Raw genomic sequence first — 22346 nt, 5'->3', positions numbered from 1 at the left:
GCATCCCATATTGCTCCAGTGGCTCAGGGCATGAAATGGGCCCTGACGTATGGTATGATGTATGGTGCAACATGTTACGAGGAGGGGAGTCATCCAGATGCCTAAGTACTTACAGCGCCTCTTATTGTTCAGCTTGCTGCTTGGAGCGATTCCCGTCATCTCACTCGGTGTCATTTCATACTACATCGCCAAGGGCGATATTGAAACGAAGGTCAAGGAAGGCAATATGCAGGTGCTGCTGCAGACGCAGATGCGCGTCGAGCAAGTGATGAAAACGCTTGAATTGACGTCCATCCAATATGTCAATTCGGCGCTTGTCACTTCTTCGATCGCTGAGCAGCTGACGATCGACGACTTTCCGAAAATTCGCGATTTGTCCAAAGGCTTATATAATTTGCAAACGGTTGCGGGAATTAGCGACGCGTATTTGATCAGCTTCGACAAAGACTGGGCCGTCAGCTTCAAGACGTTCGGCACGCTGACCGGCTCTGCCGAAGCGAGCACGTTCCAATCGTACGCCAAGCATCAGAACAGCTTGTTCTGGGTTACGAGCGGCGCGAACGCCAAGCCGTCCCCGGCCGAATCGACCGCTGCGGAGCCGGCTTCCGAGGAATCGCCGGTCACGCCCCAGAATACGACCCGGATGGTGTACAAAATACCGGTCGTGCCGACAACAAGCCAGCCGAAAGGGCTGCTCGTCGTCGAGATGCAAAATAACCAAATCAGCAATCTGCTGACGCAAAACAACAATCTCGGGGACAGCTATGTGCTGGACCGCAAAGGCAGCAACTTTTTGTCCAACGCTTCGGCGGACAAATACGGCGAGATCAACGCCATGGTGATGGAGCGCGTGAAGCAGGAGCCTCAATCGTCGGGTTTCTTCAACGCCTACGCCGGGAAAAAAGAGTTCGGCGTTACGTACAAGCAGGCGTACAACGGGTGGATGTACATCTCCGTCGTGTCGATCGGGGACATTACCGCCCAATCGCGCAAAATCGCATGGATTACGTTTATTGTGTGCAGCGTCATCTTCATCTTTGTCGGCTTGGCCGCCTTTTACGGGAGCCGCCGCATGTATTCGCCGATCAAACGGCTGTTCGAATTTACGAAGGACATTGAAGTGGAAGGCGCAAGCAGCAAGGATGAGTTCAGTTCGATCGAGCAGCGGTTCCGTACGCTGTTCAGCACGGAGAAGCAGCTCCAGCAGCAGGTCAAAGGGCATTTCGTGCAGCTCAAGGAATTTTTTATGCTCAAGCTGTTTACAGGGCAAGTCTCGGATGCGGAATTTGCGAGAAGGTCCGACATCTTCGGGTTCCCTTCCGAATGGAAGCATCTGGGCGTGCTGACGCTGCAGATCGACTCGCTGCACGGCACGCGCTACCGGGAGCACGACCGCGAGCTGCTGCTCTTCGCGATCAATAACATCGTCGGCGAGCTCATTCCGGCGGAACGCCGGTTCAGCCCGCTGCTGCACGATCAGTCGCAGGTTACGCTGTTGATCAGCGAGTCGGAGAGCGAGGCGGACGTGAAGAGGGAGCTGTACGAAGCGGCGGAGAGCATCAAGCGGAAAGTATACGAATTTCTGCAGCTGCCCGTCAGCCTTGGCATCAGCCGGCCGTTCGCGAAGCTCGGAGAAGCCGTTCGCGCGCACGGCGAAGGGCTGGAAGCGCTCAAGAGCCGGATTAACCTCGGCAGCGAAATTATCGTGCACTACGACGATATCGAGGCTGGGAAAAAAGGGCTGGAAGCGGCGGTGTACATGCAGCTCAAAATGCACGAAGACCAGGTTGTGGGCGCGATGAAGCTCGGCGATATGAACCGGGTGAACGAGCAGTTCGACAAATATATGGCCGCCATCGTCGCCAAAGAGGTGCACGCCAACGATTATCCGGTGCTGATGATGCAGCTCATCTCGAAAATCATGCAGCTGGTGCAGGAGCAGGGCGGCCAAGTGAAAACGGTGCTCGGCGACCGGGCGACGATGGAGCATTTCATGAAGCTGGGGACGATGGAAGACATTGCGGACTGGTTCCGCAATGATTTGTTCAAGCCGGTGAATGCGTTCCTGAACACCCAGGCGGAATCGCAGTATATCGATATCGCGGGCCAAATGGTCAAGCTGATTCACGAGCGCTTCGATCAGGACATTTCGCTGGAGTCTTGCGCGCAGACGCTGAACTTCCATCCGGTTTACTTGAGCCGCGTGTTCAAGAAAGAGATCGGCATCAATTTCAGCGAATATTTGGCCGATTACCGGATGAACACGGCGAAGCAGTGGCTGGAGAATACGAGCTGGAAAATTTCCGAAATCGCCGAGAAGCTCAGCTATACGAACACGACGGCGTTTATCCGGACGTTTCGTAAAATCGTCGGAACGACCCCCGGCCAATACCGGGAAGATCATAAGAGACAGTAGCGCTTGGGCATAGCGCAGAGAAGGGCAGGACACCGTTTCATGAGGCGGGTCCTGTTTTTTTGTGCATTCGCTCGGCTTTGGTCCGATCATTGCGAACTGCGCCGCCGAACCGTTCATTCGCCCCGCTAATCATTGGTCACCTTCATCATTTACCGCCTTAACCATCGTCTGCGGAGCAGGTTAAATTCAAGCGATGCCAAGTTAAATCGCGCGTATTGCGCCCGCAAAGCCGCGCCGCACAACGATTCGTGCGGGAACAAGTTGAAATCGGGCTATAGCTTGTTCCAGCGCGGCCGCTGATAATGAAGGCAACCAAGTTGATCGACGGCTGAGCATCTGCAGCCCGTTCAATGGATTCAAGAGAGGGTGGACGACAGCTTATGACGACGCAGACCGAGACGCAGACACTACAGTCCAAAGCGAAGCCCCGGGCATCGTTTCTTCGCCGGGAAGGGCTCATGAAAGATTTGATCCGCGACCGGTGGCTGTACTTGATGCTGCTGCCGGGTGTGCTTTATTTCGTAATTTTCAAATACGTGCCGATGTACGGGCTGGTGATGGCGTTTCAGGATTACAAGCCGCATCTGGGCATCATGAACAGTCCGTGGGTCGGACTGAAGCATTTCAACCGGTTTTTCACCGAGCCGCAGTTTTGGCAGCTGTTCAGCAATACAGCGCTGCTGGCTGTGTACAATCTGGTGTTTTTCTTCCCGCTGCCGATCGTGCTGGCGCTGATGATGAACGAGGTGCGCCGCGAAAGATTCAAGCGCTTCGTGCAGACGCTCGTCTATGTGCCGCACTTTGTATCCTGGGTTGTCGTCGTCGGTGTGTTCTATATGCTGTTTACGACCGAAGGCGGCGCCGTCAACGAGCTGTTGTACGCGCTTACCGGGCATAAAATCGCGTTCCTGCTCGAGCCGGAATGGTTCCGGACGATGATCGTCACGCAGTCCATCTGGAAGGAAGTCGGCTGGGGCACGATCATTTTCCTCGCCGCCTTGTCGGGTGTCGACCTCCAGCTCTACGAAGCCGCGCGCATGGACGGCGCGAACCGCTGGAGACAGCTGTGGCATATTACGCTGCCCGCGATTCGCAGCACCATTATCATCCTGCTCATTCTTCGCTTGGGGAACTTCCTGGACTCCGGCTTCGAGCATATCTTCCTGATGCTGACCCCGACGAACCGGGATGTCGGCGAAGTATTCGATACGTATGTGTACGTCAAAGGCTTGACGCAATCGCAATTCAGCTACAGCGCCGCTGTCGGTCTGTTCAAGTCGGCGGTCGGGCTCGTGCTGGTGCTTGGCTCGAATTGGCTGGCGAAGCGTTTCGGCCAGGAAGGCGTCTATTGATCCGCCGTGATTTGCTTTGACTCATGTTGATTCGCATTGATTTGCTTTGATCGTTATGACCTGCAGGCATTCATTATGTATTTCGAATCATGAACCGATAAGGAGGCCCCGATGGCCATGCATCAAGATAAAACGATCAGCAACAAAATTTTTGACGGCGTTAACTATACGCTGCTGACCCTCATCGCCGCGATCACCGTCATTCCGTTCATCTATATATTGGCCGTATCCTTTACGAGCCCGCATGAAGTCGCCAAAGGCGGATTCATCCTGTTCCCCAAAGAGTTTTCTTTGTCCGCTTACAAGTACATTTTATCGACCGGCACGCTGACGCACAGCTTGCTCGTCTCCATCTACGTCACGGCGATCGGCACGCTGATCAACCTGTTGTTCACCTCGCTGATGGCGTATCCGCTGGCCAAGGCGACGCTCCGCGGCCGCCAGACGATTCTGCTCGGCGTGCTGTTCACAATGCTGTTCAGCGGCGGAATGATTCCGACGTACTTCGTCGTCAAGGCGATGGGCCTCACGAATACACTCTGGTCGCTCATGATTCCAAGCGCGATCAGCGCTTTTAACCTGATCGTCCTGAAAAACTTTTTCCAGCAAATACCCGACGGACTCGAAGACTCGGCCAAAATCGATGGCTGCGGCGACGTAGGTGTGCTGTTCAAGATCGTGCTTCCGCTGTCCATGCCGGCGATGGCAACCTTCGGTTTGTTTTACGCGGTCGGGCATTGGAACCAATTTTTCAACGCCGTCATGTACATCAACGACAATACGAAGTGGCCGATTCAGGTGCTGCTGCGCGAAATCGTCATTTTGGCGCAAAGCCGCATCGGCGACACTGGCTTCGACGAGACGGAAATTCAGCCGCTCACGATCCGGATGGCGGCGATCGTGTTCGCAACCATCCCGATCCTGCTTGTTTATCCGTTCCTGCAAAAGCATTTTGCCAAAGGCGTCATGCTCGGCTCGGTGAAAGGGTAATCCAGATTCGCTCTATATAAAAAAAGAGAACCCATACGTAAATTAGGAGGAATTACATCATGGTCCCTAACAAAAAAACGACGGTTATATTGGCGGCAACGCTGGCCGCGGCGGCATCAGTTGCAGGCTGCGGCGCCAAACCGCAGGATTCGGCGACGGGCGGGGCGCAGTCCACCGGACCGCTCAACATAAGCATGGCGGTAACGCAGGTCGGCGATATTCCGGCGAAGGACAGCCCCGTTCAGCAAATGATCGAGAAATACACGAACGCGAAGCTCGACATTCAGTGGATTCCGAACTCGGCTTACAACGATAAGATCAACGTTATGATCGCCTCCAGCGACATGCCGAAAATGGTCAAGGTGCAGTACAACCCGAATATCGTCAGCTCGCTGCGTTCCGATCTGTTCTGGGAAGTTGGCCCGTACTTGAAGGAATTCAAAAACTTGTCTGCGCAAAACCCGATCTTCTTCAATAACATTTCCGTGGACGGCAAAATTTACGGGGTACCGAATTTCAGCGACATCGGGCGCGCGTCCGTCGTGTTCCGCAAGGACTGGCTGGACAGCCTCGGCCTGAAGCTGCCGACGACCGTCGACGAGTGGTACAACGTGACGAAGGCGATGACGCTGAACGATCCGGACAAGAACGGTAAAAACGATACGTACGGCTTGATGCTGTTCAAAAAATACAACGAAGGCCAATATTCGCTCACAACGCGTCTGGCTACGTCGCTCGGCGCTCCGAACAAATGGAGTGTCGACAAGGACGGCAACTTTACGCCGGAGTTTATGACCAAAGAGTACAGCGATACGCTCAAGCTGCTGAAGCGGTTGTACGACGAGAAGCTCATTAACCAGGATTTCGCCGTATTCGATTCAACCGAAGCGGAGAAAATGTTCGATTCCGGCCGCGCCGGCCTGAAAATCGCCGTCGCGCAAACGGGCAAAAGCCAGGCGGACCGCTTGTCCAAAAACGATCCGAAAGCGGTCGTCGATGTCGAGCCGCTCAAAGGACCGCAAGGCATTCGGGTTTCTGGCGAGCCGGGCAACAGCGGATTCTTCGTCTTCCCGAAATCGTCGGTCAAGAATGAAGCGGAGCTCAAGCAGTACCTCGGTTTCCTCAACAAGCTGATGGACCCCGAGATGGCTACACTGCTCATGCGCGGCGTCGAGAACACGCATTTCGCCAAAGCCGGGGACAAGGTTGAATTTAAGGATTTCTCCGCATTCCAGCGCGAAGTGAAGCCGTACCGCGACAACTTGCCGTATGTAGAAGGGTATAACGTCGCTCCGCTCAAGGATACGCCGATCGGCGAAAAGGGCGTCACGATCGCGAAGGAGAACATGAAATATGCCGTGCCGAATCCGGCGCTGACGCTGAATTCTCCGACGTATACGGAACGCGGCGCGGAGCTGGATCAGATGGTCGCGGATGCGCAAACGAAATACATTATGGGGAAACTCGATGACGCGGGCTTGCAGGCGGAATACGACCGGTGGAAAAAAGCCGGCGGCGGCAAAGTGATGAATGAGTATAAAGCGGACTATTTGAAAACGCAAAAGAAATAAGGGAAGTCTCGGACTGGAGCAATCCGTACATCAGGTGAAGCGAAGAGAGGAATGGGGAGCCCCTATGAAAAGAAAATACGCCGTATGCGGCGTCAGCAACCGGGCGATCGGCATGTTTATCGGACCGATGCTGGAGACGTTCGCAGGACAATGTGACATTGTCGGCCTGCTCGATATCGATGCGCGCCGGCACGAGGTTTGCAAGAGCCGCTATCCGCAGCTGGCGGACGTGCCGCAATACGGCGCGGACGACTTCGACCGGATGGTCGCCGAGACGAAGCCGGATGTCATTCTGGCGACCGGCCGCGACGACACGCATGCCGTGTACATCATCAAGGCGCTCGAGAAAGATCTCGACGTGCTGACGGAGAAGCCGATGGCGACAACGGGCGAGGATTGCCGCCGCATCATGGACGCCGAAGCGCGCAGCAAAGGGAAAGTGACGGTCACGTTCAACTATCGTTACGCTCCGATTCATACGAAAATCAAGGAAATGATTCTCGAGGGCAAGATCGGACGCGTCACTTCGATCGATCTGAACTGGTACATCGATACGTATCACGGCTCCAGCTATTTCAAACGCTGGAACCGGATTCGCGAAATATCCGGCGGGCTGTCCATCCATAAGAGCTCGCATCACTTCGATTTGGTCAACTGGTGGATCGGTCAGAAGCCGGTGGAAGCGTTCGCCTACGGCGCGCTCAACTATTACGGGCCGGAAGGGGAGCTCAATCCCCGCAAGGAAGACGGCAGGCACTGCGGCACCTGTGACGTGAAGCAGGACTGTGCGTACTATACACGCTGGTCGACGCGCAGCCGGGATATGGCCGTCAAGGACGATCATCTCGGCACGGTCAAAGGGGAAGGCGGCAAGGCGGATTATACGAGCTACCGCCCGGATGCCTGTATATACGACTCCGAGATCAACATCGAGGACACGTATGCAGCAACTGTTAAATATGACGGCGGCGCGCTGCTGAGCTACTCGGTCAACTTCTCGATGCCGTACGAAGGCTACCGTCTGGCCATTAACGGGACAAAGGGCCGCATCGAAACGATTGAGTATCATGCGCCGTCCCGGACGCCGTTCCCGACGGACGTGCAGACGATCGATTATTTCCCGCTGTTCGGCTCGAAGGAGACGATCCACGTCGTGCACCGCGAAGGCGGGCATGGCGGCGGCGACCCGGTGCTGCTCGAGGACCTGTTCCTCGGTCCGGACCCGGCGCGCGGCTACGAGATTTTGTCCGGCAGCGAAGACGGCGCCTACTCGATCGGCACCGGCGAAGCGGTGTGGCGCTCCGTGCTGGAGCACCGGCCCGTTCGCCTGGATGAGGTGCTCCGCGCCCCTACGGCCACGGCCGCCGCGCGATAATCGCGGCGAAGCGGGCGCTGAGGCAGCGCAGCGGGGTCAAAGCGGCCTGTGCGCTGGCATCGTGGGCTGATGAGGGGCATAGTAATATGCTGCGCGCGCTGCATGAGCTGACGCAGCAAGAGTGTATACTGCCTGCGCGCTCGCACGATGACCGATCCCAAAGTAGTTGGGCAAATCCAACTACTCGTTGGCCAAAACCAATTCATTTTGCCTGAAAATTTAAGAATGCACAGTATAGTGGGCCAAATCGAACAGTTCAAAGGATCACCCCTTTGAATAGTTTGATTTGGCCATTATTTGCGCGATAACGATACTTTTCGCAGAAAATTGCGGGGCTAGGGCTACTGTTAGTTCAGATTGACTTAATAATGTTAGTTTTGTCCACTACCGACTACACCAGCATCCTTTCAACGTCAACAAATCACGGACGAAGCGTATAGTCTATCGTACCGGTATATCGTAGAGATAAATATATGCAGCAGCAAGAAGAACCGATATTCCATAAGCTAACAGTGGTTTCTTATGGTGCAAACGAAGCATGGGGAACATCATGAGGCAAAAAAACAAGGAATCGACGAGTGACCATTCGTTCTTGTAAGCGAAAGTGCCTGTGCGAAGAAGAAGAGCTTCATTCGCAGTAAACAGCCCGATCCAGAAAAGGACCCATAGCCAGCCTCTGCCTACCCTATTCGGAAAACGTCCCAAATAAATAAGCATAGCACATGTGAAAACGACGAACTCGCCTAACAAAGCCATCAGTTCCGTTTGAAATGGAGGTTGGGGCATGATGGACCAGAGACGTTTATCGATCGAGATATAATAATACAGCGTATCGCCTAAGAGCATGTAGAGAATGGTTTCATGATATTTACGCCAGTTTCGCCAATCCCCCCACAACCAGCCCGCGATCAACCAACTGCTTACGCCAATCACTTCTGCCATATAATCCCCCAGTAGATTTGTGAGCCTATTGTCTCCTAACCTACGGTGATTCATGCAGTATACGTTAAAAGAGTTGCCACCTGATTGTCCGCTCGATGATGCGCGATGCCCACACCCCTCGCGGCATCGCGTTCCAGCTTGCGGCGCTAAGGCAGCGACAGCTCGGGCATGCGGCTGTGCATATGCGAGCGTATGCGCGAAAGCACGCGGCTTGGCTCAGGCATATCGCGCGTTGTCGCCTGTTCCAGTGGAATGACCCGGTAGCCCCGCCAGTCGGTGAAGCGAATGTAGGTCGGACGGAACCGCACAGGGCCCAGTGCGATTCTCGAATTCCCGTTATGGACCGTTTTCTTCACTACAACTTGCAAAATGCCGCCGATGCGGTTATATGGATCCTTTGATCTTTGCGCCGCCAAAAAATTGCCGAGCGAGTAGGCGACCAGCGTTTTGCCGCCCCGGTTGTTGTCGATCCATTGTATCGGCTGGAGCACGTGCGGATGATGGCCGATCACGATATCGGCTCCGGAAGCGGCGCACAGCTGCGCGAGCGACGTTTGCTCCGCATTCGGCGTACGCTCGTTTTCTTTGCCGAAATGAAGGCTGACGGCGACGGCATCCGCCTGTGTTCTGGCTGCGACGATATCCGAGGCGATAACGGCCCGGTCGATCCGCCGCACAAGATAAGGCTTTCCTTCCGGCGTCTGGATGCCGTTCGTATCGTACGTGTAGGCGAGAAATGCGAGCTTGATCCCGTTTCGTTCCATGATCCTCGGCCGGGCGCGATCCTCCTCGCTGGCATAAGCTCCGACGTACTCGATGCCGAGCTTGCTCCATTCCGCAATGGAGGCCCGGATCGCCTTCTCGCCGCGGTCCAGGACATGGTTGTTAGCCATGGATACAATGTCTACGCCGGCATCGCGCAGCGCTTCCGCGACTTCAAGCGGGCTGTTGAAGGCAGGGTAATCCGACAAACCGAGCGATTGTCCGCCGACGATGCTTTCCTGATTGGCAAAAGTGATGTCGGCCTCTTGAAGCCAGGGCTGTACCTTGGCGAACATCGGACGGAAGTCGAAGCGCTGCCGATCCGACGTCCGAGCGTCCTGATAAATAGTACGATGAATGAGCACATCGCCCACTGCGGCGAAGGTTAACTGAGATTCCCGCTGCTCCCCAGGAGAGTTAGTGTGCGGCATGGACTTTGCCGATGGGGCAAAAGGAGGGCCGATGAAAGCAGACGCATCGTCCGGTCTTGCCGGTGCGGCGCTGTCTCTCTTGGACGGCTCCGGCTGAAGGGACCTGGGATCACTGCCGAGCGCTCCCCAATCGGATGAACGGCCCCGTTCGCCTTGCATTTGTTCTGAAGGCAGCTGATGCCCCGAGGCATCCGGTCCGTGCGGCTCAGCCTGCTGCGGACTCCCGGCGTTGCCCGTACGCTGCGCTTGAGGCAGAGAACCGGCGTTATTCGCGGAGGGATGGTTTTTTCCGGCGCTGGAACAGGATGCAAGCAGCAGCAAAAGCACCAGCTTCAGCAAAATAATCCACGTGTTCAGCCATCTTGCACGAGAGCGGCGTTTCGGAGTATGTCGGCGTGCTGTCATCGTATTCACGCTCCTTAGCGCCGTCTGCCCTATACGGCAATGGGAATGTACATGTAATGTTTGCATGCCGGACCTCAATTATGAGGGGATGGGGCGATTGCAACTTTTTGCTATGCTGCGGCGTATGAAAGGTAACGAACAACGGGAAGGGGAGACGGATATGAAATCCGGCAAAGCGTATTTCCGGGACAATTTTTTCTCCAGCGGCGAGACGGACATTACCGACGAGAGGGAGTGGAAGGTCGGCTCGCTTGATTTGCATTCGATGTTCGGCTCCGGCATTACGGTGAGGGATGCATCGGGCAGGGCAGTGGTACAGGGGAAATTCAGAATTTTGTCCAATCGGTGGATCGTTTCCGATGGGACGGACAGGGAGATCGGCGTTTTAAGAGCCAAATTGACCTTCTTCGCCAAACGGTTCGTTTACGAAAGCGCGCGAGGCGGGGTGCTGTATATTGAATCGCCGGCGTTTTCCAACGAATACGAGATCAAGACGGAAGCGGGAACGACAGCCGCCCATTTTCGCAAAATCAGCGGCATGTTTTCGGCGGGGGCCTTCGAGCTGGACAACCGGTCGGAGCTTTCGATGGAGGAAATGATTGCCGTTGTCATGGGGGTTCATGCGATCCGCAAACGTCAGCAGAACTCCGCTGCGACGTGATCATCCGTCCGCGCTCCCAGACGAGACCGAGAACGCGTGCGAATCCCAAGCGCGCATTGCAGCGCTGCGCCGCGGTCGGGGAACTTCGCGATGGAGCATTCCGGATCGGGCCTGCTCAGCATTAAACGGACCACAACCGAACAGAAAAGAGCCTCCAGGATCACGCATCACGCGGAACCAGGAGGCTTGTTTATGTATAAGCCGCTATTTACTTGTGAATCACATCCAGCTTTACTTCAAGCTCCAGCGCTGCGCCCGGCTCGATGCCGCGAAGGCCGGTCACTTCCTCGGGAAGGTCGAGGTTCGGCGCATTCGTGACCCAGGTGTAGGGCTCCAGGCAGATGAAATCATGCGCTTCGCCTTTTGTGAAAATAACCCACTGCTTGAACACATCGGACCCGCTATAGCGAATTTCGACGCGCTCGTTGGACAATACCGCAAGGCAAGGATAATCGCCGATCTGGAACACGGTGTCGAGGTTATGACCTTCGAGACAGTCTCCCTTCAAAAGCCGCTCGAGCCGGCCGCTAAGCGGCGTAATGTTGCCGGTCGGAATGCATTTGTCGTCCAGCTCCCAGCTTCCGACTGCGGGCAATTGCAGCTTCCATTGCTCCGGCTGGCCGTCGAGCAGAAACCAGGTATGCAGCCCATATCCGAAAGGCGCCTTCGTCTCGCCGCGATTGGTTGCTTTCAGCAGATGGCGCAGCGTGCCGCCTTCCAGCTCGTATGTAAGCTCAAGCTCAAGCGCATGCGGATATTGACGCTGCACGTTGGCGTCTTCCGCAAGCCGGAGGATGGAGGTCAGGAACAGCTTGCCGTCTCTCTCGCCGGAAGCGGTGACCGTCCAGGGCTGGCTGCGAACCATGCCGTGAATATGGTTGCCGGTCGGATGATTGACGTCGAACCGGTAATCGCGTCCGTCGTAGCGGAACGTTCCCTCGCTGATCCGGTTCGGCGGCATCAGAACGGGCGTGCCGAACTGGATCGGCTGCTCGGCAAGCTCCTGCGGTCCGGCGGGAACGCGGAGCATTTCCCGATTCAATATTTTATCGTGAATGGAATAAGCATTGTTGCCGGCGGCCGGGCAAATACTGACGCGCAGCCGGTCGTTTTCCAGCGTATAGGCTGGCGTGCCTTGCCAATCAATTTGCTTGATCATAGCGATTGAAGCGCTCCTTTGCAACGGGGATTAGGACAAGTAAGGATTTCCATACTCCACTCCATTATAGCGTAAAAACAGGGAAGAGCACTCGCCAATTTCGGCCGGCTTCGCTTGCTCTGCGGTCAGGAGCCGAATTCATAATTTGGGTACACATACGGCGATTTGGCCGGTTCGGCTTTCGCGACGCTCTCCACTTTCAGCTTCAGCACTTCCATGTCGTTGAAGCTGCCTTTCTGGATCGTGCCGGTCACGGTAACCCAGCTGTCGGTTGCGAGCGTCTTCGCCCGGTCGTATTCGACCAGCACGCCGAACGGGGCGGCGTCGGCCGAGCAGCACTGCACGGTGAACCGTCCGACGACGAATTGATTGTCCTTCATCTCCTCCTGGCGGTAGACGAAGCCGGTGAGCTGCAGCTTTTTGCCGATGAACCGGTCCAAATACAAATCGATGGTCGTGAGCGTCTCCATGTACAGTTCTTCTTTGACTGGAATCACATTCGATTCGTACAACTGCTTGGCGTATTTCGCGTAATGCTTCGTGAATTTATCTGACGGAAACAGCTCGCCGTCCGAGGCTCCGGCCCCGGCCGACCCGCTGCCTGCCGAAGCGGCGCCGTTTTGCGGTGCTGAGGGCGAGCCTGAAGATCCGCCGCCGGAGGCGATGTCTTTTTTGACCGATGCGGCGCTGCTCAGGTTCATGCCCTTTTTGGCGGCAAGGCTGCTGCCCATCGAGCTGTCGGGCACAGTGACCCCGAGCAGGAGCGGCAGGAAGAACAGGCCGTAGATCACCGTGTTTTTCAAGACCGATCGGGAAGGGGTGTGATCGTGGTCGCAATCGCAATCGGGCTTGGTCTGTCCGCGGAACGTGCGGACCGTCAAGTACAGCTGGTAAGCGGCAATGGCATACAGCGCGATCGCCGACCATTTGACGTAATCGATCATTCGCGGCGCGATGTACAGCAGAATGTTGTCCGTCTTGACCAAGTAGGCGATATATACGGCAAAGCCCAGTAGAATGGCGCTTTTCAGCGCATGGTGAACCGTAAGCGTGCGCGAGCTCACAGGCAGTTCCCTCCTATACGGATTACGTCAAAAAAATACGTTCGTACAACAGCGATACGGCGAGCACAACGACAAGGACGAGAGCGGACAGCTGAAGCACGAACTTCGCGCGGAATGCGGACAGCAGCATCAGCGTGCTCTTGATATCCAGCATCGGGCCGAACACAAGGAACGTAAGCAGGGACCCGGTGGAGAACGTTGTTGCGAACGAGGACGCGACAAAGGCGTCGGACGTGGAGCAGAGCGACAGGACGTAGGCAAGCCCCATCATGAACAGGTGGGAGCTGACTTCCCCTTGGCCGATCGAGACCAAGCTCTCGCGGGCCACCGCCGTCTGGATGAGTGCGGTAAGAAAAGCGCCGAATATCAAATATTTGCCCATATCGAAAAATTCATCGGAAGCATGGCCTAGCAGCGAAAACAACCGATTGCCGCTGTGGCGGTGTTCGTGCTCGTGCGTGTGGGAGTGATTGTCGCGACGAGATGGCTGAAGCGAGCCATGCGCATGGCGGTCCCGATTGGGCGACCCTGGCAGTGGAGCATGCGAATGGCCGCTGCGGCCGGACGTTTGAGGCTCCTCTTGCTGGTGGCTATGGCCTTGCGCGTCATCATGATGTGCGTGATCATGATGTGCATGGTCATGATGCTCATGGCGATGCGGCAGCACGCCCGCTGCGAGCCGCAGCGGATTGTGGCGTACGAAGCGGTAAATGATCAGACCGATGATCAGCGCCGCGGCGAAGGCGAGGCCCATGCGGGCATAAGCGATCTCCGGACGGCTGCGAAAAGCCATATAGGTAGAAGCGTACACGACGGGATTAAGGATCGGGCCGGCCAAAATAAACACGACGGCGACATAAACCGGCATTCCTTTGCGCATCAGGCGGCGGATGACCGGGATCATGCCGCATTCGCATAACGGGAAAATAATGCCCATGACGCAGGCGAATCCAATGCCGAGCACCGGGTTTTTCGGCACGAGACGGCGAATCGTCTGTTCGGAGACGAACATTTGCAGCAGCGCCGACACGAGCACGCCGAGCAGCACGAACGGAAATGCCTCCAGAATGATGCTGATGAACAGCGTCTTGAAGCTTTGCAGGCTGTCCGACGTGAGGAAGGACAAATCCGGCTGCTCTTTTTGCGTATAGATGAGATACAGCATGACGAGACAGAGAACGGCCAGTATGTTCGTGCTCCATCGGAAAATAATGTTCTGCAAGGGACATTTCTCCTTGTTTTTCGTAATTATTATTATAGCGTATGCGCCTGTACTTGTGGATAGGACAAGATTTCGAAAAAGCCGGCCAAGTTGACAGGAGCGTCCGATCGGAGTAAGATGTCGGTAACAGCAATGACAGGAAGAAGTAAGCGGAGTGGCTGCTCCCAAGAGAGCCGGTGGATGGTGCGAACCGGCGGGCGGCGTCCGGCCGAATGGATCCTTGAGCTGAGGCTGAAACGTACGCTATCCGTTCTCGGAAGGCGGGCGGTAAGCTTGTCCGGTTCTCCCCGTTACAGGAGCAAAAGGCTCGTGTCTCCATCACTGTTCTAGTGGGCGGCATCGAGCGAATAAGGGTGGCACCACGGTCTCACGTCCCTTGCGGGCGGGAGGCCTTTTTTGCGTTCCCGGATAGGGAGGCGAACGGGACAACGATACATTTACAAGGGGGACAACATACCATGTCGAAATTAAGAGTATTGTCAGGAATGCAGCCCAGCGGTCAACCGACGCTCGGCAACTACATCGGCGCGTTGAAAAACTACGTCAAGCTTCAGCATACGCATGATTGTTACTTTATGGTGGTCGACATGCACGCCGTCACCGTGCCGCAGGATCCGGCCGCGCTGAAGGAGCAGACCGAATCGGTTACGGCGCTGTACTTGGCCGCCGGGCTTGACCCGAACGTGGCGACGGTGTTCCTGCAGTCAACTGTGCATGAGCATGCCGAGCTCGGCTGGCTCATGACGACGCTCACGAATATGGGCGAGCTGGAGCGCATGACGCAGTTCAAGGACAAGTCGGCCGGCAAAGATTCGGTCGGTGCGGGCCTGTTCACGTATCCTTCGCTGATGGTGGCCGACATCCTGCTGTACAACGCGGACCTAGTGCCGGTCGGTGACGACCAGAAGCAGCATCTGGAGCTGACCCGCGACTTGGCGCAGCGGTTCAACTCGCGCTTCGGCGACACGTTCACGATCCCGGAGCCGTACATTCCGAAGGTAGGCGCGCGCATCATGTCGCTCGACGACGCCTCCAAGAAGATGAGCAAGAGCAGTTCGAACGCGGGAAGCTATATCGCGATGCTCGACGCGCCGGACGTCATCCGCAAGAAGATCAGCCGCGCCGTCACCGATTCGGGCCGGGAAGTGAAGTTCGACCCGCAGCACAAGCCGGAGGTCAGCAACCTGATCAGCATTTATGCCGAGTGCTCGGACAAATCGATTGCCGAAATCGAAGCGCAGTACGAAGGCCAAGGCTACGGTCCGTTCAAAAAGGATTTGGCGGAAGCCGTTGTAGCTACGCTGGAGCCGATCCAGATCCGCTACAATGAAATTCGCCAATCCGGCGAGCTGTACGAGGTGCTGAAGCAGGGCAAAGAACGCGCGGCGGTGCAAGCGGACGCGATGCTGAAGCAGGTCAAAGAGAAGATGGGCTTTATCATATTATAGGGAAAAGACCGAAGAACGGACGGCATGGTTTCATGCAGCCCGCAGCTTCGGTCTTTTTTGTGTGAAGTACAGAAGTTCCGAATAAGAAGCGCGTCAACCGGGAGACATCCTCTGCGAATGCGGCATGCGCTTGTAACCTCGTTTACTCTTCTCCGGGGCAGCAGGTAAGCTACACACGAGAACGATTCGCTGCTGCTTGACCGCATGCCGGGTTACACTGAACGAGCTATCCGTTCTTTTTGCGCAGCTTCGCCTTAACGATAAAACCGGAGCCGATGAACAAAATCGAGACGAGGCCGGCCAGCATCGCCAGCCAAGGTCGCCCGGCCGCCATGAAATAGCTGACGCAAGCGAGCAGCGCCGTTCCGATAACGGCGTACAGCAAGCCTAACCCTTTACTCATAAGGAAATCCACCTGCCTTTCGCGGAACATTTGAAACTCATAAAGTTTTTTCAAAAGGATGTGTATAGTTTGAGGCATACGTCACATAATAAGCTTGCAAGCTTGCAAATACATCAAAGACATTCATTCACTTGAAAGGAGTGCTGAACATGGGTGCAGGTCAATCCCGCAGCAGCAACCAACTGGTCGTTCCGCAAGCAAACCAAGCTTTGGATCAATTAAAGTATGAGGTAGCTCAAGAGCTCGGAATTCAAATTCCGCAAGACGGCTACATGGGCTACATGGCTACTCGCGACACTGGCGCAATTGGTGGCCACATCACTCGCCGCCTTGTCCAAATCGCCGAGCAAGCTATTGCCGGCGGCCAAACTCGCTAACGACGAATCAGGCATCAAAAAGTATCATTGCAAGCTCAAGGAGCAATCCTTGGGCTTTTTCCTTTATACGGACAAGCCGCAGGCATGGTAAAGGGGTCTCCCTGCGTCCTTCACCACCGGATCGGGCGAACTACACAAAAAGACCCCGAGCCGGGCATCGTATCGGCGATTCCGGCGCAGGCGCTGCGTTTGAAACGAAAGGGGAGTCCGTTTAGTACAAATCCAGGCGGAGCTTCTTCTCCAGCCGCGAATGGCTGAGCCAGCCGACATACGAATCGATCGGCCTATAGCGCTGATCCATCAACACCATGGCAACGAACGGGTATTGCTTGCGATGGCGGTATCTTACGTCGACCCACCGCACTTCATAGCCCCAGGCATGCTCCCGCACATCCGCACAGGCATAGGAAGTAAAGTACAGAAACGAAGCGATATCCGGATGCGTCTTCGAAGCGTCCACGGCCGGGTGGACGTCGCAGGTGACGCAATCGACCCATTTCAGCCGGCGGTTCCGGTATTCGCCGAGCACGAACGAGCCGTTCTCCTTCTTTTTCAGCACCTGCCACTGATACAGATGCACCGTTGGGATAAAAATATACCGGTCGCCCGGTTCGTAAGCGAGATCCTGCTTGAAGACACGCGACTCCAGCAAGTAATGGTAGCCGGTCCGCCATATATAATACACGGCGATAACGCCGTATAATATAGGAAACAATAATTCCGGCCTGACCAGATGAAACGACCATAAGAAGATCGCAAGCAGATGCGATGTGAAAATAAACGGGTCGAAGATGTGAATCACATTCCACGCGATCCACCGTTCCGAGAACGGCCGGACCGCCTGCGTACCGTAGGTGTTGAACAAATCGGTGAACACATGGAACGCCACGGCGATAAACACCCACATGACCACGTGAGCCATCGGCAAGTCTCCGAAAAAAAGCCAAAGAAACCCGGAGATGAGCGCAGTCCATATGAACAAAGCCGGCAAAGAGTGGGACGCTCCCCGGTGATTCTTAATATAAGTCGCGTTATCCTTGAGCCTGAGCAGCGTATCCGCATCCGGCGCTTGGGAGCCGACGACCGTGCCGATCAAAACCGCAGTGGAAACCGCCCCGTCCGATGCAACGACCGGATCGACATAGGCCAGGCCCGCCAATCCGAGTCCGATCACAAGGTGTGTTCCAGTGTCCATGGACTCTCCTCCTGAAACTTCTTTTTCCTTAGTCTATTGCAGCCCATTATTATTAGTGTATCATTTTCTTGATCAAAATAAAGCAAAGGTCGTGAAAAAAATGTGTATCGTTTTTGTTGAATACAAAATCGGCGCGGAGCATCGAGAGGCTTATGTTTCGTGGATGCGCGGCATGCAGGCGGCGCATCCGCAGATGGAGTGGTACGAAGGCACGGAGCAGCCGGGGCTTTTTGTGGAAATATGGCATGGACTCCGCGGCGAGCCATACCGGGCGATGCAGGCTGCACGGCGGGGGGAGGAGGTCCGACAGCCGGAGTGGCAGGGCTGGGATGCCATGGTTCCCTGGGTCCCTGGGGGGAAGGACAAGATTCACATTTGGCAGTTTGAAAAAGTAAAATAGTCCATAATTTGAGGCAAGGAAATCCATGGTTTCTTCTGTGCAATCGCGGTAACCTTACAATAGTCTTCAAAAACCGCGCGGGAGGAAACAGGATGCACAGGAAAGACATCTTTTGGTCCCACATCAAGGAACACCGATTGCCGTACGTTATGGGGTTTGCATTATTGTCCATATCATCCGTACTCCAGCTGCTCATTCCGTGGCTTCTCGGCCGATTTACCGACAGCTTGCAAGTAGGCGGACTGACCTACGACCAGGCGGTCCGCTATGCCGTGTGGATGATCGTCGCCGGCGTTGGAATCGCCTTCTTCCGGTCCACGTCGCGCATTTATTTGTTCCGCTTGTCCCGTCAACTGGAAATGCGGGTGCGGGGCGATCTGTTCGCGCATTGGGAGAAGCTGTCGTCCCAATACTTCAACAACCAGCGGATCGGCGACCTGATGTCGCATGCGATCAGCGACGTAGGGGTCATACGCGAAGTGACGATGCAGGGCTATTTTAACGTCATGGAAGCGGTGTTCCTGATCGTCGTCTCCGTCGTGGCGATGGTCGGCTCGGTCAACCCGTGGCTGACGCTCGTGACGATGCTGCCGCTGCCGCTGCTCAGCATTATCGCCTACCGGTTCAACAAGCGCATCATGCAGCAGTCGACGGACATGCAGGCGGCGATCTCGGATTTGACCAGCCGGGTGCAGGAGTTTACGGCCGGCATTCGCGTCGTCAAAGCGTTCATTCAGGAGAAGCCGGAGCGGGAGCTGTTCACCAAAGACAATCAGCGGGCGGTCGACATGAACCGGCGCTTCGTGAAGTCGAACTCGCTGTTCGGGGCGCTCAGCTCGGGTATCGTCGGATTCAGCTTTCTCGTCTCCGTCGTCATGGGCGGCGTCATGGTGCTTAAAAATATCATTACGCTCGGGGAGTTCGTCGCGTTCAACACGTATCTTTCGCTGCTGATGGGGCCGATCGAAAACTTGGGGAAGGTCGTCAATCAACTGCAGCGCGGCAAAGCGTCGGAGCAGCGCTTGCTTGAAATTTTCAATACGCAGCCCGATATCGTAGACGATGAGATGGCCAAGCCGGACATTCAAGATCTGGAAGGCGGCATCGAGATTCGCAACCTGAATTTCTCGTACCCGGAAGCGACGCGGCTGTCGCTGCATAACATTTCGCTGAAAGTGCCGAAGGGCTCGAGTCTGGCGATCGTCGGCCGGGTCGGCAGCGGCAAGAGCACGCTGGTGCACTTGCTCGTCCGGCTGTATAACCCGCCGAAGGGGACCGTCTTCATCGACGGGCATGATATTCACGAAATTCCGCTGCGGACGCTGCGCGGCCAGATCGGCATCGTGCCGCAGGACCAGTTCCTGTTCTCGTCGACGATCCGCGATAACATCGGCTTCGATCCGAAGCCTTACAGCGACGAGCAGGTCGAGGAAGCGGCCAAGGTCGCGCAAGTGTACGATAATATCGTCGAGTTCCCGAACCAGTTCGATACCGCGCTCGGCGAACGGGGCATCTCGCTGTCCGGCGGCCAGCGCCAGAGGGTCAGCATTGCGCGCGCGATCATCAAGAAGCCGGCGGTGCTCATCTTCGACGACAGCCTGTCCGCCGTCGATACGATTACGGAGGACCGGATTCTGGAAGGGCTGAAGTCGGTCATGAATAAGCGGACGACGATCATTATCGGCCACCGCATCTCCTCGGTTCAGCATGCCGACCAAATCATCGTCATGGATGAAGGGCGCATCGTCGAGCGCGGCAATCACCAGCAGTTGCTTGCCTTGAACGGGATTTATGCAGATATGCACGATAAGCAGTTGCTCGATCAAGAAGCCGAAAGGCAGGACGGGCAGGAGCCTAGGAACGTTTCATCGAGACTGCTTCAGGGGGGAGCCGGCGCATGAACGACATCCATATCGAGAAGGAAGTCAAGAAATTCAAAGACTCGCAGCTGTTATCCCGGCTGCTTTCGTATGCCAAGCCTTATTGGAAAATGATTTTGCTGTGCATTACGCTGGCGTTTCTGATCGTCGTATCCGATCTCGCCCGGCCTTACCTCATTAAGGTGGCCATCGACGGTCATATTAATGGTCTGAACAAACCGATGGTCGCCATGGATGCGGCGGACAGCGCTAAACTGAAGCCATACGGAGATGTTACGGTGTGGAACGGCAAGGCGTATGCCCGTCTCGATGCGGAAGCCGCGGCTTCGCTCTCGCTTCCGGCCGGCGCGTCGAAGGCGCAGATCGTGCAAGCCGGCGGCAGTCCGTGGCTTGCCTCGGAGTGGATCCCGCCCGGGCAGCTCGAGCAAGTGGTCGCCGCAGACGGCGGCTTGAAGCTGCCCGCTTCGCAAGGCGGCCGAGTCGTCGCTGCTGAGCCGCTTGAGGGGCCTGCGCTCGACGCGTTCCGCAAGCAGGACTACATGGGCTTTGCGAAGCTGGGCGCGATCTTCCTGATCGCCGTCGTCGGTTCGGCGATCTTAAGCTATCTACAGAGCAACCTGCTGCAGTATACCGGGCAGACGATCATCTTCAACATCCGGCAGCAGTTGTTTCATCATTTGAGCCGTATGTCGATGTCGTACTTCGACCGCAACCCGGTCGGCCGGCTCGTCGTTCGCGTGACGCAGGATACGGAGTCGCTCAACCAGCTGTATTCGCAGGTGGTCGTGAACCTGATTAAGGACATGATCGTGCTTATCGGCATTGTGGCGGTCATGCTGCAGATGAACGTGAAGCTCGCTCTGCTGTCCCTCGCGGTGCTGCCGTTTCTAGCGGTGCTGACGTTCTGGTATCGGTCCGTCATTCGCGAGGCGCAGCGTCTCTCGCGCATTATTCTCTCGCGCCTGAATTCGTTTCTTGCGGAGAACTTGTCCGGCATCCGCATTACGCAGCTGTTCATCCGCGAGCAGCGGCAGCGGGAGCAATTCGACCATCATAACACGGCATATTACAAAGCCGGGATGCGCGGCACGGTCATTAACTCGATCTTCCAGCCGGCGATCGGCTTTCTCGGCAACCTGGCTATCGCCCTGCTGCTCTGGTACGGCGGCGCCAGCGTCATCGAGGGCGGCATCACGTTCGGTATCGTATATGCGTTCACGCACTATGTCCGGCAGTTTTTCCAGCCGCTCATGAGCTTGGCGGAGAAGTACAACCAGATTCAGACCGCCATGGTCGGGGCGGAGCGCATCTTCGATATGCTCGACGAAAAACCGGCGATCGTCGACGTGAAGGAGCCGAAGCGGCTTCCGGCGCATGTCCGCGGCGAAATCAAGTTCGAGAACGTATGGTTCGCTTACAATGAAGAAGAGTGGGTACTGAAGGACGTCAGCTTCACGATTCAACCGGGGCAAACCGTCGCCTTCGTCGGCGCGACCGGCGCAGGCAAAAGCTCGATCATCCAACTGATCAACCGGTTCTACGATATCCAGAAGGGCAGCATCAAGCTGGACGGCGTCGATATCCGCGAGATCGCGCTGGACGATTTGCGCCGGTATATCAGCATCGTGCAGCAGGATGTGTTCTTGTTCACCGGCAATATCGCTTCGAATATTCGCCTGAACAATCAGGACATCACCGACGAGCAAATCCGCGAAGCGGCACGCATGGTACATATGGACGACTATGTGCGCAGCTTGCCGGACGGCTATCAGACGCTGCTTGGGGAGCGGGGGGTCAATCTGTCGCTCGGCCAGCGCCAGCTGTTGTCGTTCGCCCGCGCCATCGCCTTCAAGCCGCAAATCTTGATCCTCGATGAAGCGACGTCGAATATCGATACCGAGACTGAGCTTGTCGTGCAGAATGCGCTTCAAAATATTTCCGCCGGCCGCACGACGCTGATCGTGGCGCACCGGTTGTCCACGATCCAGCACGCCGACCAGATCATCGTCATGCACAAAGGAAAAATTCGCGAGGTCGGCAACCACTACTCCTTGCTCGCGCAGCGCGGGTATTACTACCGGCTGTATGAACTGCAGTACAAGGAGCAGAAGGAGACAATGCAAGAGGCCAGGTAGCGCAATATCGGCACATCTATTGGTGTGTGCATAATTATCGGAATACTCGCATGAAACTTGAGGAAAAGTATCGGATTTAGTGAGAAACAAACAGTGATATACATGTTGAGGAATAAGCTTGCCTGAGACGTACTGAACGAATTCGTTCAGTACGTCAT

The 22346-nt window shown here is 55.8% G+C and carries 18 protein-coding genes and 1 other annotated feature; of the genes, 11 read left to right on the top strand and 7 right to left on the bottom strand.

Annotation, left to right across the window (positions count from 1 at the left end):
- The first annotated feature begins 97 nt into the window (after positions 1 to 97).
- The 5 genes from KXG62_RS19845 to KXG62_RS19825 all read left to right on the top strand — a co-directional run bounded on the left by KXG62_RS19845 (position 98) and on the right by KXG62_RS19825 (position 7704).
- Positions 98 to 2416, top strand: coding sequence for a helix-turn-helix domain-containing protein (locus KXG62_RS19845; RefSeq protein WP_218093745.1), 2319 nt, complete (start codon positions 98 to 100; stop codon positions 2414 to 2416).
- A 458-nt stretch (positions 2417 to 2874) separates the two neighbouring features.
- A complete protein-coding gene (locus tag KXG62_RS19840) occupies positions 2875 to 3768 on the top strand; it encodes an ABC transporter permease (RefSeq protein WP_246627543.1) in 894 nt (297 codons plus the stop codon).
- Between the two features lie 117 nt (positions 3769 to 3885).
- Positions 3886 to 4758 carry a carbohydrate ABC transporter permease gene (locus KXG62_RS19835; protein WP_218093757.1) on the top strand — a complete coding sequence of 291 codons (873 nt, stop codon included), beginning with the start codon at positions 3886 to 3888 and terminating at the stop codon, positions 4756 to 4758.
- Positions 4759 to 4817: 59 nt separating this feature from the next.
- Positions 4818 to 6329, top strand: coding sequence for an extracellular solute-binding protein (locus tag KXG62_RS19830; protein ID WP_218093743.1), 1512 nt, complete (start codon positions 4818 to 4820; stop codon positions 6327 to 6329).
- Positions 6330 to 6393: 64 nt separating this feature from the next.
- Positions 6394 to 7704: a Gfo/Idh/MocA family protein gene (locus KXG62_RS19825; protein WP_218093742.1), complete on the top strand. Its 1311-nt coding sequence runs from the start codon at positions 6394 to 6396 to the stop codon at positions 7702 to 7704.
- 441 nt (positions 7705 to 8145) lie between these two features.
- On the opposite strand, the gene KXG62_RS19820 is transcribed toward KXG62_RS19825, so the two are convergent.
- Both KXG62_RS19820 and KXG62_RS19815 read right to left on the bottom strand, forming a co-directional pair.
- Positions 8146 to 8646 carry a CBO0543 family protein gene (locus KXG62_RS19820; protein ID WP_218093741.1) on the bottom strand — a complete coding sequence of 167 codons (501 nt, stop codon included), beginning with the start codon at positions 8644 to 8646 and terminating at the stop codon, positions 8146 to 8148.
- A 146-nt stretch (positions 8647 to 8792) separates the two neighbouring features.
- Positions 8793 to 10244 (bottom strand): CapA family protein, encoded by a 1452-nt coding sequence (locus tag KXG62_RS19815; RefSeq protein ID WP_218093740.1) that lies wholly within the window; start codon positions 10242 to 10244, stop codon positions 8793 to 8795.
- 97 nt (positions 10245 to 10341) lie between these two features.
- Here KXG62_RS19815 and KXG62_RS19810 point away from each other — a divergent pair, with 97 nt between their 5' ends.
- Positions 10342 to 10905 carry a hypothetical protein gene (locus KXG62_RS19810; RefSeq protein ID WP_246627539.1) on the top strand — a complete coding sequence of 188 codons (564 nt, stop codon included), beginning with the start codon at positions 10342 to 10344 and terminating at the stop codon, positions 10903 to 10905.
- 208 nt (positions 10906 to 11113) lie between these two features.
- On the opposite strand, the gene KXG62_RS19805 is transcribed toward KXG62_RS19810, so the two are convergent.
- From KXG62_RS19805 to KXG62_RS19795, 3 genes are all read right to left on the bottom strand, one after another.
- Complete coding sequence (locus KXG62_RS19805) at positions 11114 to 12064, bottom strand: aldose 1-epimerase (protein ID WP_218093739.1); 951 nt, start codon at positions 12062 to 12064, stop codon at positions 11114 to 11116.
- Between the two features lie 125 nt (positions 12065 to 12189).
- Positions 12190 to 13128, bottom strand: coding sequence for a TIGR03943 family putative permease subunit (locus tag KXG62_RS19800; RefSeq protein ID WP_218093738.1), 939 nt, complete (start codon positions 13126 to 13128; stop codon positions 12190 to 12192).
- A 22-nt stretch (positions 13129 to 13150) separates the two neighbouring features.
- Positions 13151 to 14293 (bottom strand): permease, encoded by a 1143-nt coding sequence (locus tag KXG62_RS19795; RefSeq protein ID WP_425517362.1) that lies wholly within the window; start codon positions 14291 to 14293, stop codon positions 13151 to 13153.
- A gap of 180 nt (positions 14294 to 14473) precedes the next feature.
- Positions 14474 to 14730: a binding site (T-box leader), on the top strand.
- Between the two features lie 78 nt (positions 14731 to 14808).
- On the opposite strand from KXG62_RS19795, the gene trpS reads away from it, so the two are divergent.
- Positions 14809 to 15798: a tryptophan--tRNA ligase gene (gene trpS, locus KXG62_RS19790; RefSeq protein ID WP_218093736.1), complete on the top strand. Its 990-nt coding sequence runs from the start codon at positions 14809 to 14811 to the stop codon at positions 15796 to 15798.
- A gap of 226 nt (positions 15799 to 16024) precedes the next feature.
- Here the strand turns inward: trpS and KXG62_RS19785 are convergent, their stop codons facing one another.
- Positions 16025 to 16201 (bottom strand): DUF5325 family protein, encoded by a 177-nt coding sequence (locus KXG62_RS19785; RefSeq protein ID WP_218093735.1) that lies wholly within the window; start codon positions 16199 to 16201, stop codon positions 16025 to 16027.
- A 149-nt stretch (positions 16202 to 16350) separates the two neighbouring features.
- On the opposite strand from KXG62_RS19785, the gene KXG62_RS19780 reads away from it, so the two are divergent.
- Positions 16351 to 16578, top strand: coding sequence for an alpha/beta-type small acid-soluble spore protein (locus KXG62_RS19780; protein WP_218093734.1), 228 nt, complete (start codon positions 16351 to 16353; stop codon positions 16576 to 16578).
- 211 nt (positions 16579 to 16789) lie between these two features.
- Here the strand turns inward: KXG62_RS19780 and KXG62_RS19775 are convergent, their stop codons facing one another.
- Positions 16790 to 17773, bottom strand: a complete 984-nt coding sequence (locus KXG62_RS19775; protein WP_218093733.1) for a metal-dependent hydrolase — start codon at positions 17771 to 17773, stop codon at positions 16790 to 16792.
- Here KXG62_RS19775 and KXG62_RS19770 point away from each other — a divergent pair.
- The 3 genes from KXG62_RS19770 (at position 17766) to KXG62_RS19760 (ending at position 22188) form a co-directional block, all read left to right on the top strand.
- Complete coding sequence (locus tag KXG62_RS19770; protein ID WP_218093732.1) at positions 17766 to 18173, top strand: hypothetical protein; 408 nt, start codon at positions 17766 to 17768, stop codon at positions 18171 to 18173. The two genes, KXG62_RS19775 and KXG62_RS19770, sit on opposite strands and share 8 nt — an antisense overlap.
- 92 nt (positions 18174 to 18265) lie before the next feature.
- Entirely contained in the window at positions 18266 to 20074 is a 1809-nt protein-coding gene (locus KXG62_RS19765) for an ABC transporter ATP-binding protein (protein WP_218093731.1), read from the top strand.
- The gene (locus tag KXG62_RS19760; protein WP_218093730.1) at positions 20071 to 22188 is read left to right on the top strand and encodes an ABC transporter ATP-binding protein; all 2118 of its coding nucleotides are present in this window, start codon (positions 20071 to 20073) and stop codon (positions 22186 to 22188) included. The genes KXG62_RS19765 and KXG62_RS19760 overlap by 4 nt, the downstream gene beginning before the upstream one ends.
- Positions 22189 to 22346 lie beyond the last annotated feature (158 nt).

Origin of the sequence: Paenibacillus solanacearum (assembly GCF_910593845.1) — a bacterium.
In the GTDB taxonomy this organism is placed as follows: Bacteria; Bacillota; Bacilli; order Paenibacillales; family NBRC-103111; genus Paenibacillus_G; species Paenibacillus_G solanacearum.
The sequence above is the reverse complement of the archived record's forward strand: the minus strand, read 5'-3'. Positions and strand labels throughout refer to the sequence as shown.

What these genes read in the sequence shown, in the direction of transcription:
- KXG62_RS19845 (WP_218093745.1), top strand. Translation starts at nt 98, where the DNA reads ATGCCTAAGTACTTACAGCGCCTCTTATTGTTCAGCTTGCTGCTTGGA.
- KXG62_RS19840 (WP_246627543.1), top strand. Translation starts at nt 2,875, where the DNA reads ATGAAAGATTTGATCCGCGACCGGTGGCTGTACTTGATGCTGCTGCCG.
- KXG62_RS19835 (WP_218093757.1), top strand. Translation starts at nt 3,886, where the DNA reads ATGCATCAAGATAAAACGATCAGCAACAAAATTTTTGACGGCGTTAAC.
- KXG62_RS19830 (WP_218093743.1), top strand. Translation starts at nt 4,818, where the DNA reads ATGGTCCCTAACAAAAAAACGACGGTTATATTGGCGGCAACGCTGGCC.
- KXG62_RS19825 (WP_218093742.1), top strand. Translation starts at nt 6,394, where the DNA reads ATGAAAAGAAAATACGCCGTATGCGGCGTCAGCAACCGGGCGATCGGC.
- KXG62_RS19820 (WP_218093741.1), bottom strand. Translation starts at nt 8,646, where the DNA reads ATGGCAGAAGTGATTGGCGTAAGCAGTTGGTTGATCGCGGGCTGGTTG.
- KXG62_RS19815 (WP_218093740.1), bottom strand. Translation starts at nt 10,244, where the DNA reads ATGACAGCACGCCGACATACTCCGAAACGCCGCTCTCGTGCAAGATGG.
- KXG62_RS19805 (WP_218093739.1), bottom strand. Translation starts at nt 12,064, where the DNA reads ATGATCAAGCAAATTGATTGGCAAGGCACGCCAGCCTATACGCTGGAA.
- KXG62_RS19795 (WP_425517362.1), bottom strand. Translation starts at nt 14,293, where the DNA reads ATGCTGTATCTCATCTATACGCAAAAAGAGCAGCCGGATTTGTCCTTC.
- trpS (WP_218093736.1), top strand. Translation starts at nt 14,809, where the DNA reads ATGTCGAAATTAAGAGTATTGTCAGGAATGCAGCCCAGCGGTCAACCG.
- KXG62_RS19785 (WP_218093735.1), bottom strand. Translation starts at nt 16,201, where the DNA reads ATGAGTAAAGGGTTAGGCTTGCTGTACGCCGTTATCGGAACGGCGCTG.
- KXG62_RS19780 (WP_218093734.1), top strand. Translation starts at nt 16,351, where the DNA reads ATGGGTGCAGGTCAATCCCGCAGCAGCAACCAACTGGTCGTTCCGCAA.
- KXG62_RS19775 (WP_218093733.1), bottom strand. Translation starts at nt 17,773, where the DNA reads ATGGACACTGGAACACACCTTGTGATCGGACTCGGATTGGCGGGCCTG.
- KXG62_RS19765 (WP_218093731.1), top strand. Translation starts at nt 18,266, where the DNA reads ATGCACAGGAAAGACATCTTTTGGTCCCACATCAAGGAACACCGATTG.
- KXG62_RS19760 (WP_218093730.1), top strand. Translation starts at nt 20,071, where the DNA reads ATGAACGACATCCATATCGAGAAGGAAGTCAAGAAATTCAAAGACTCG.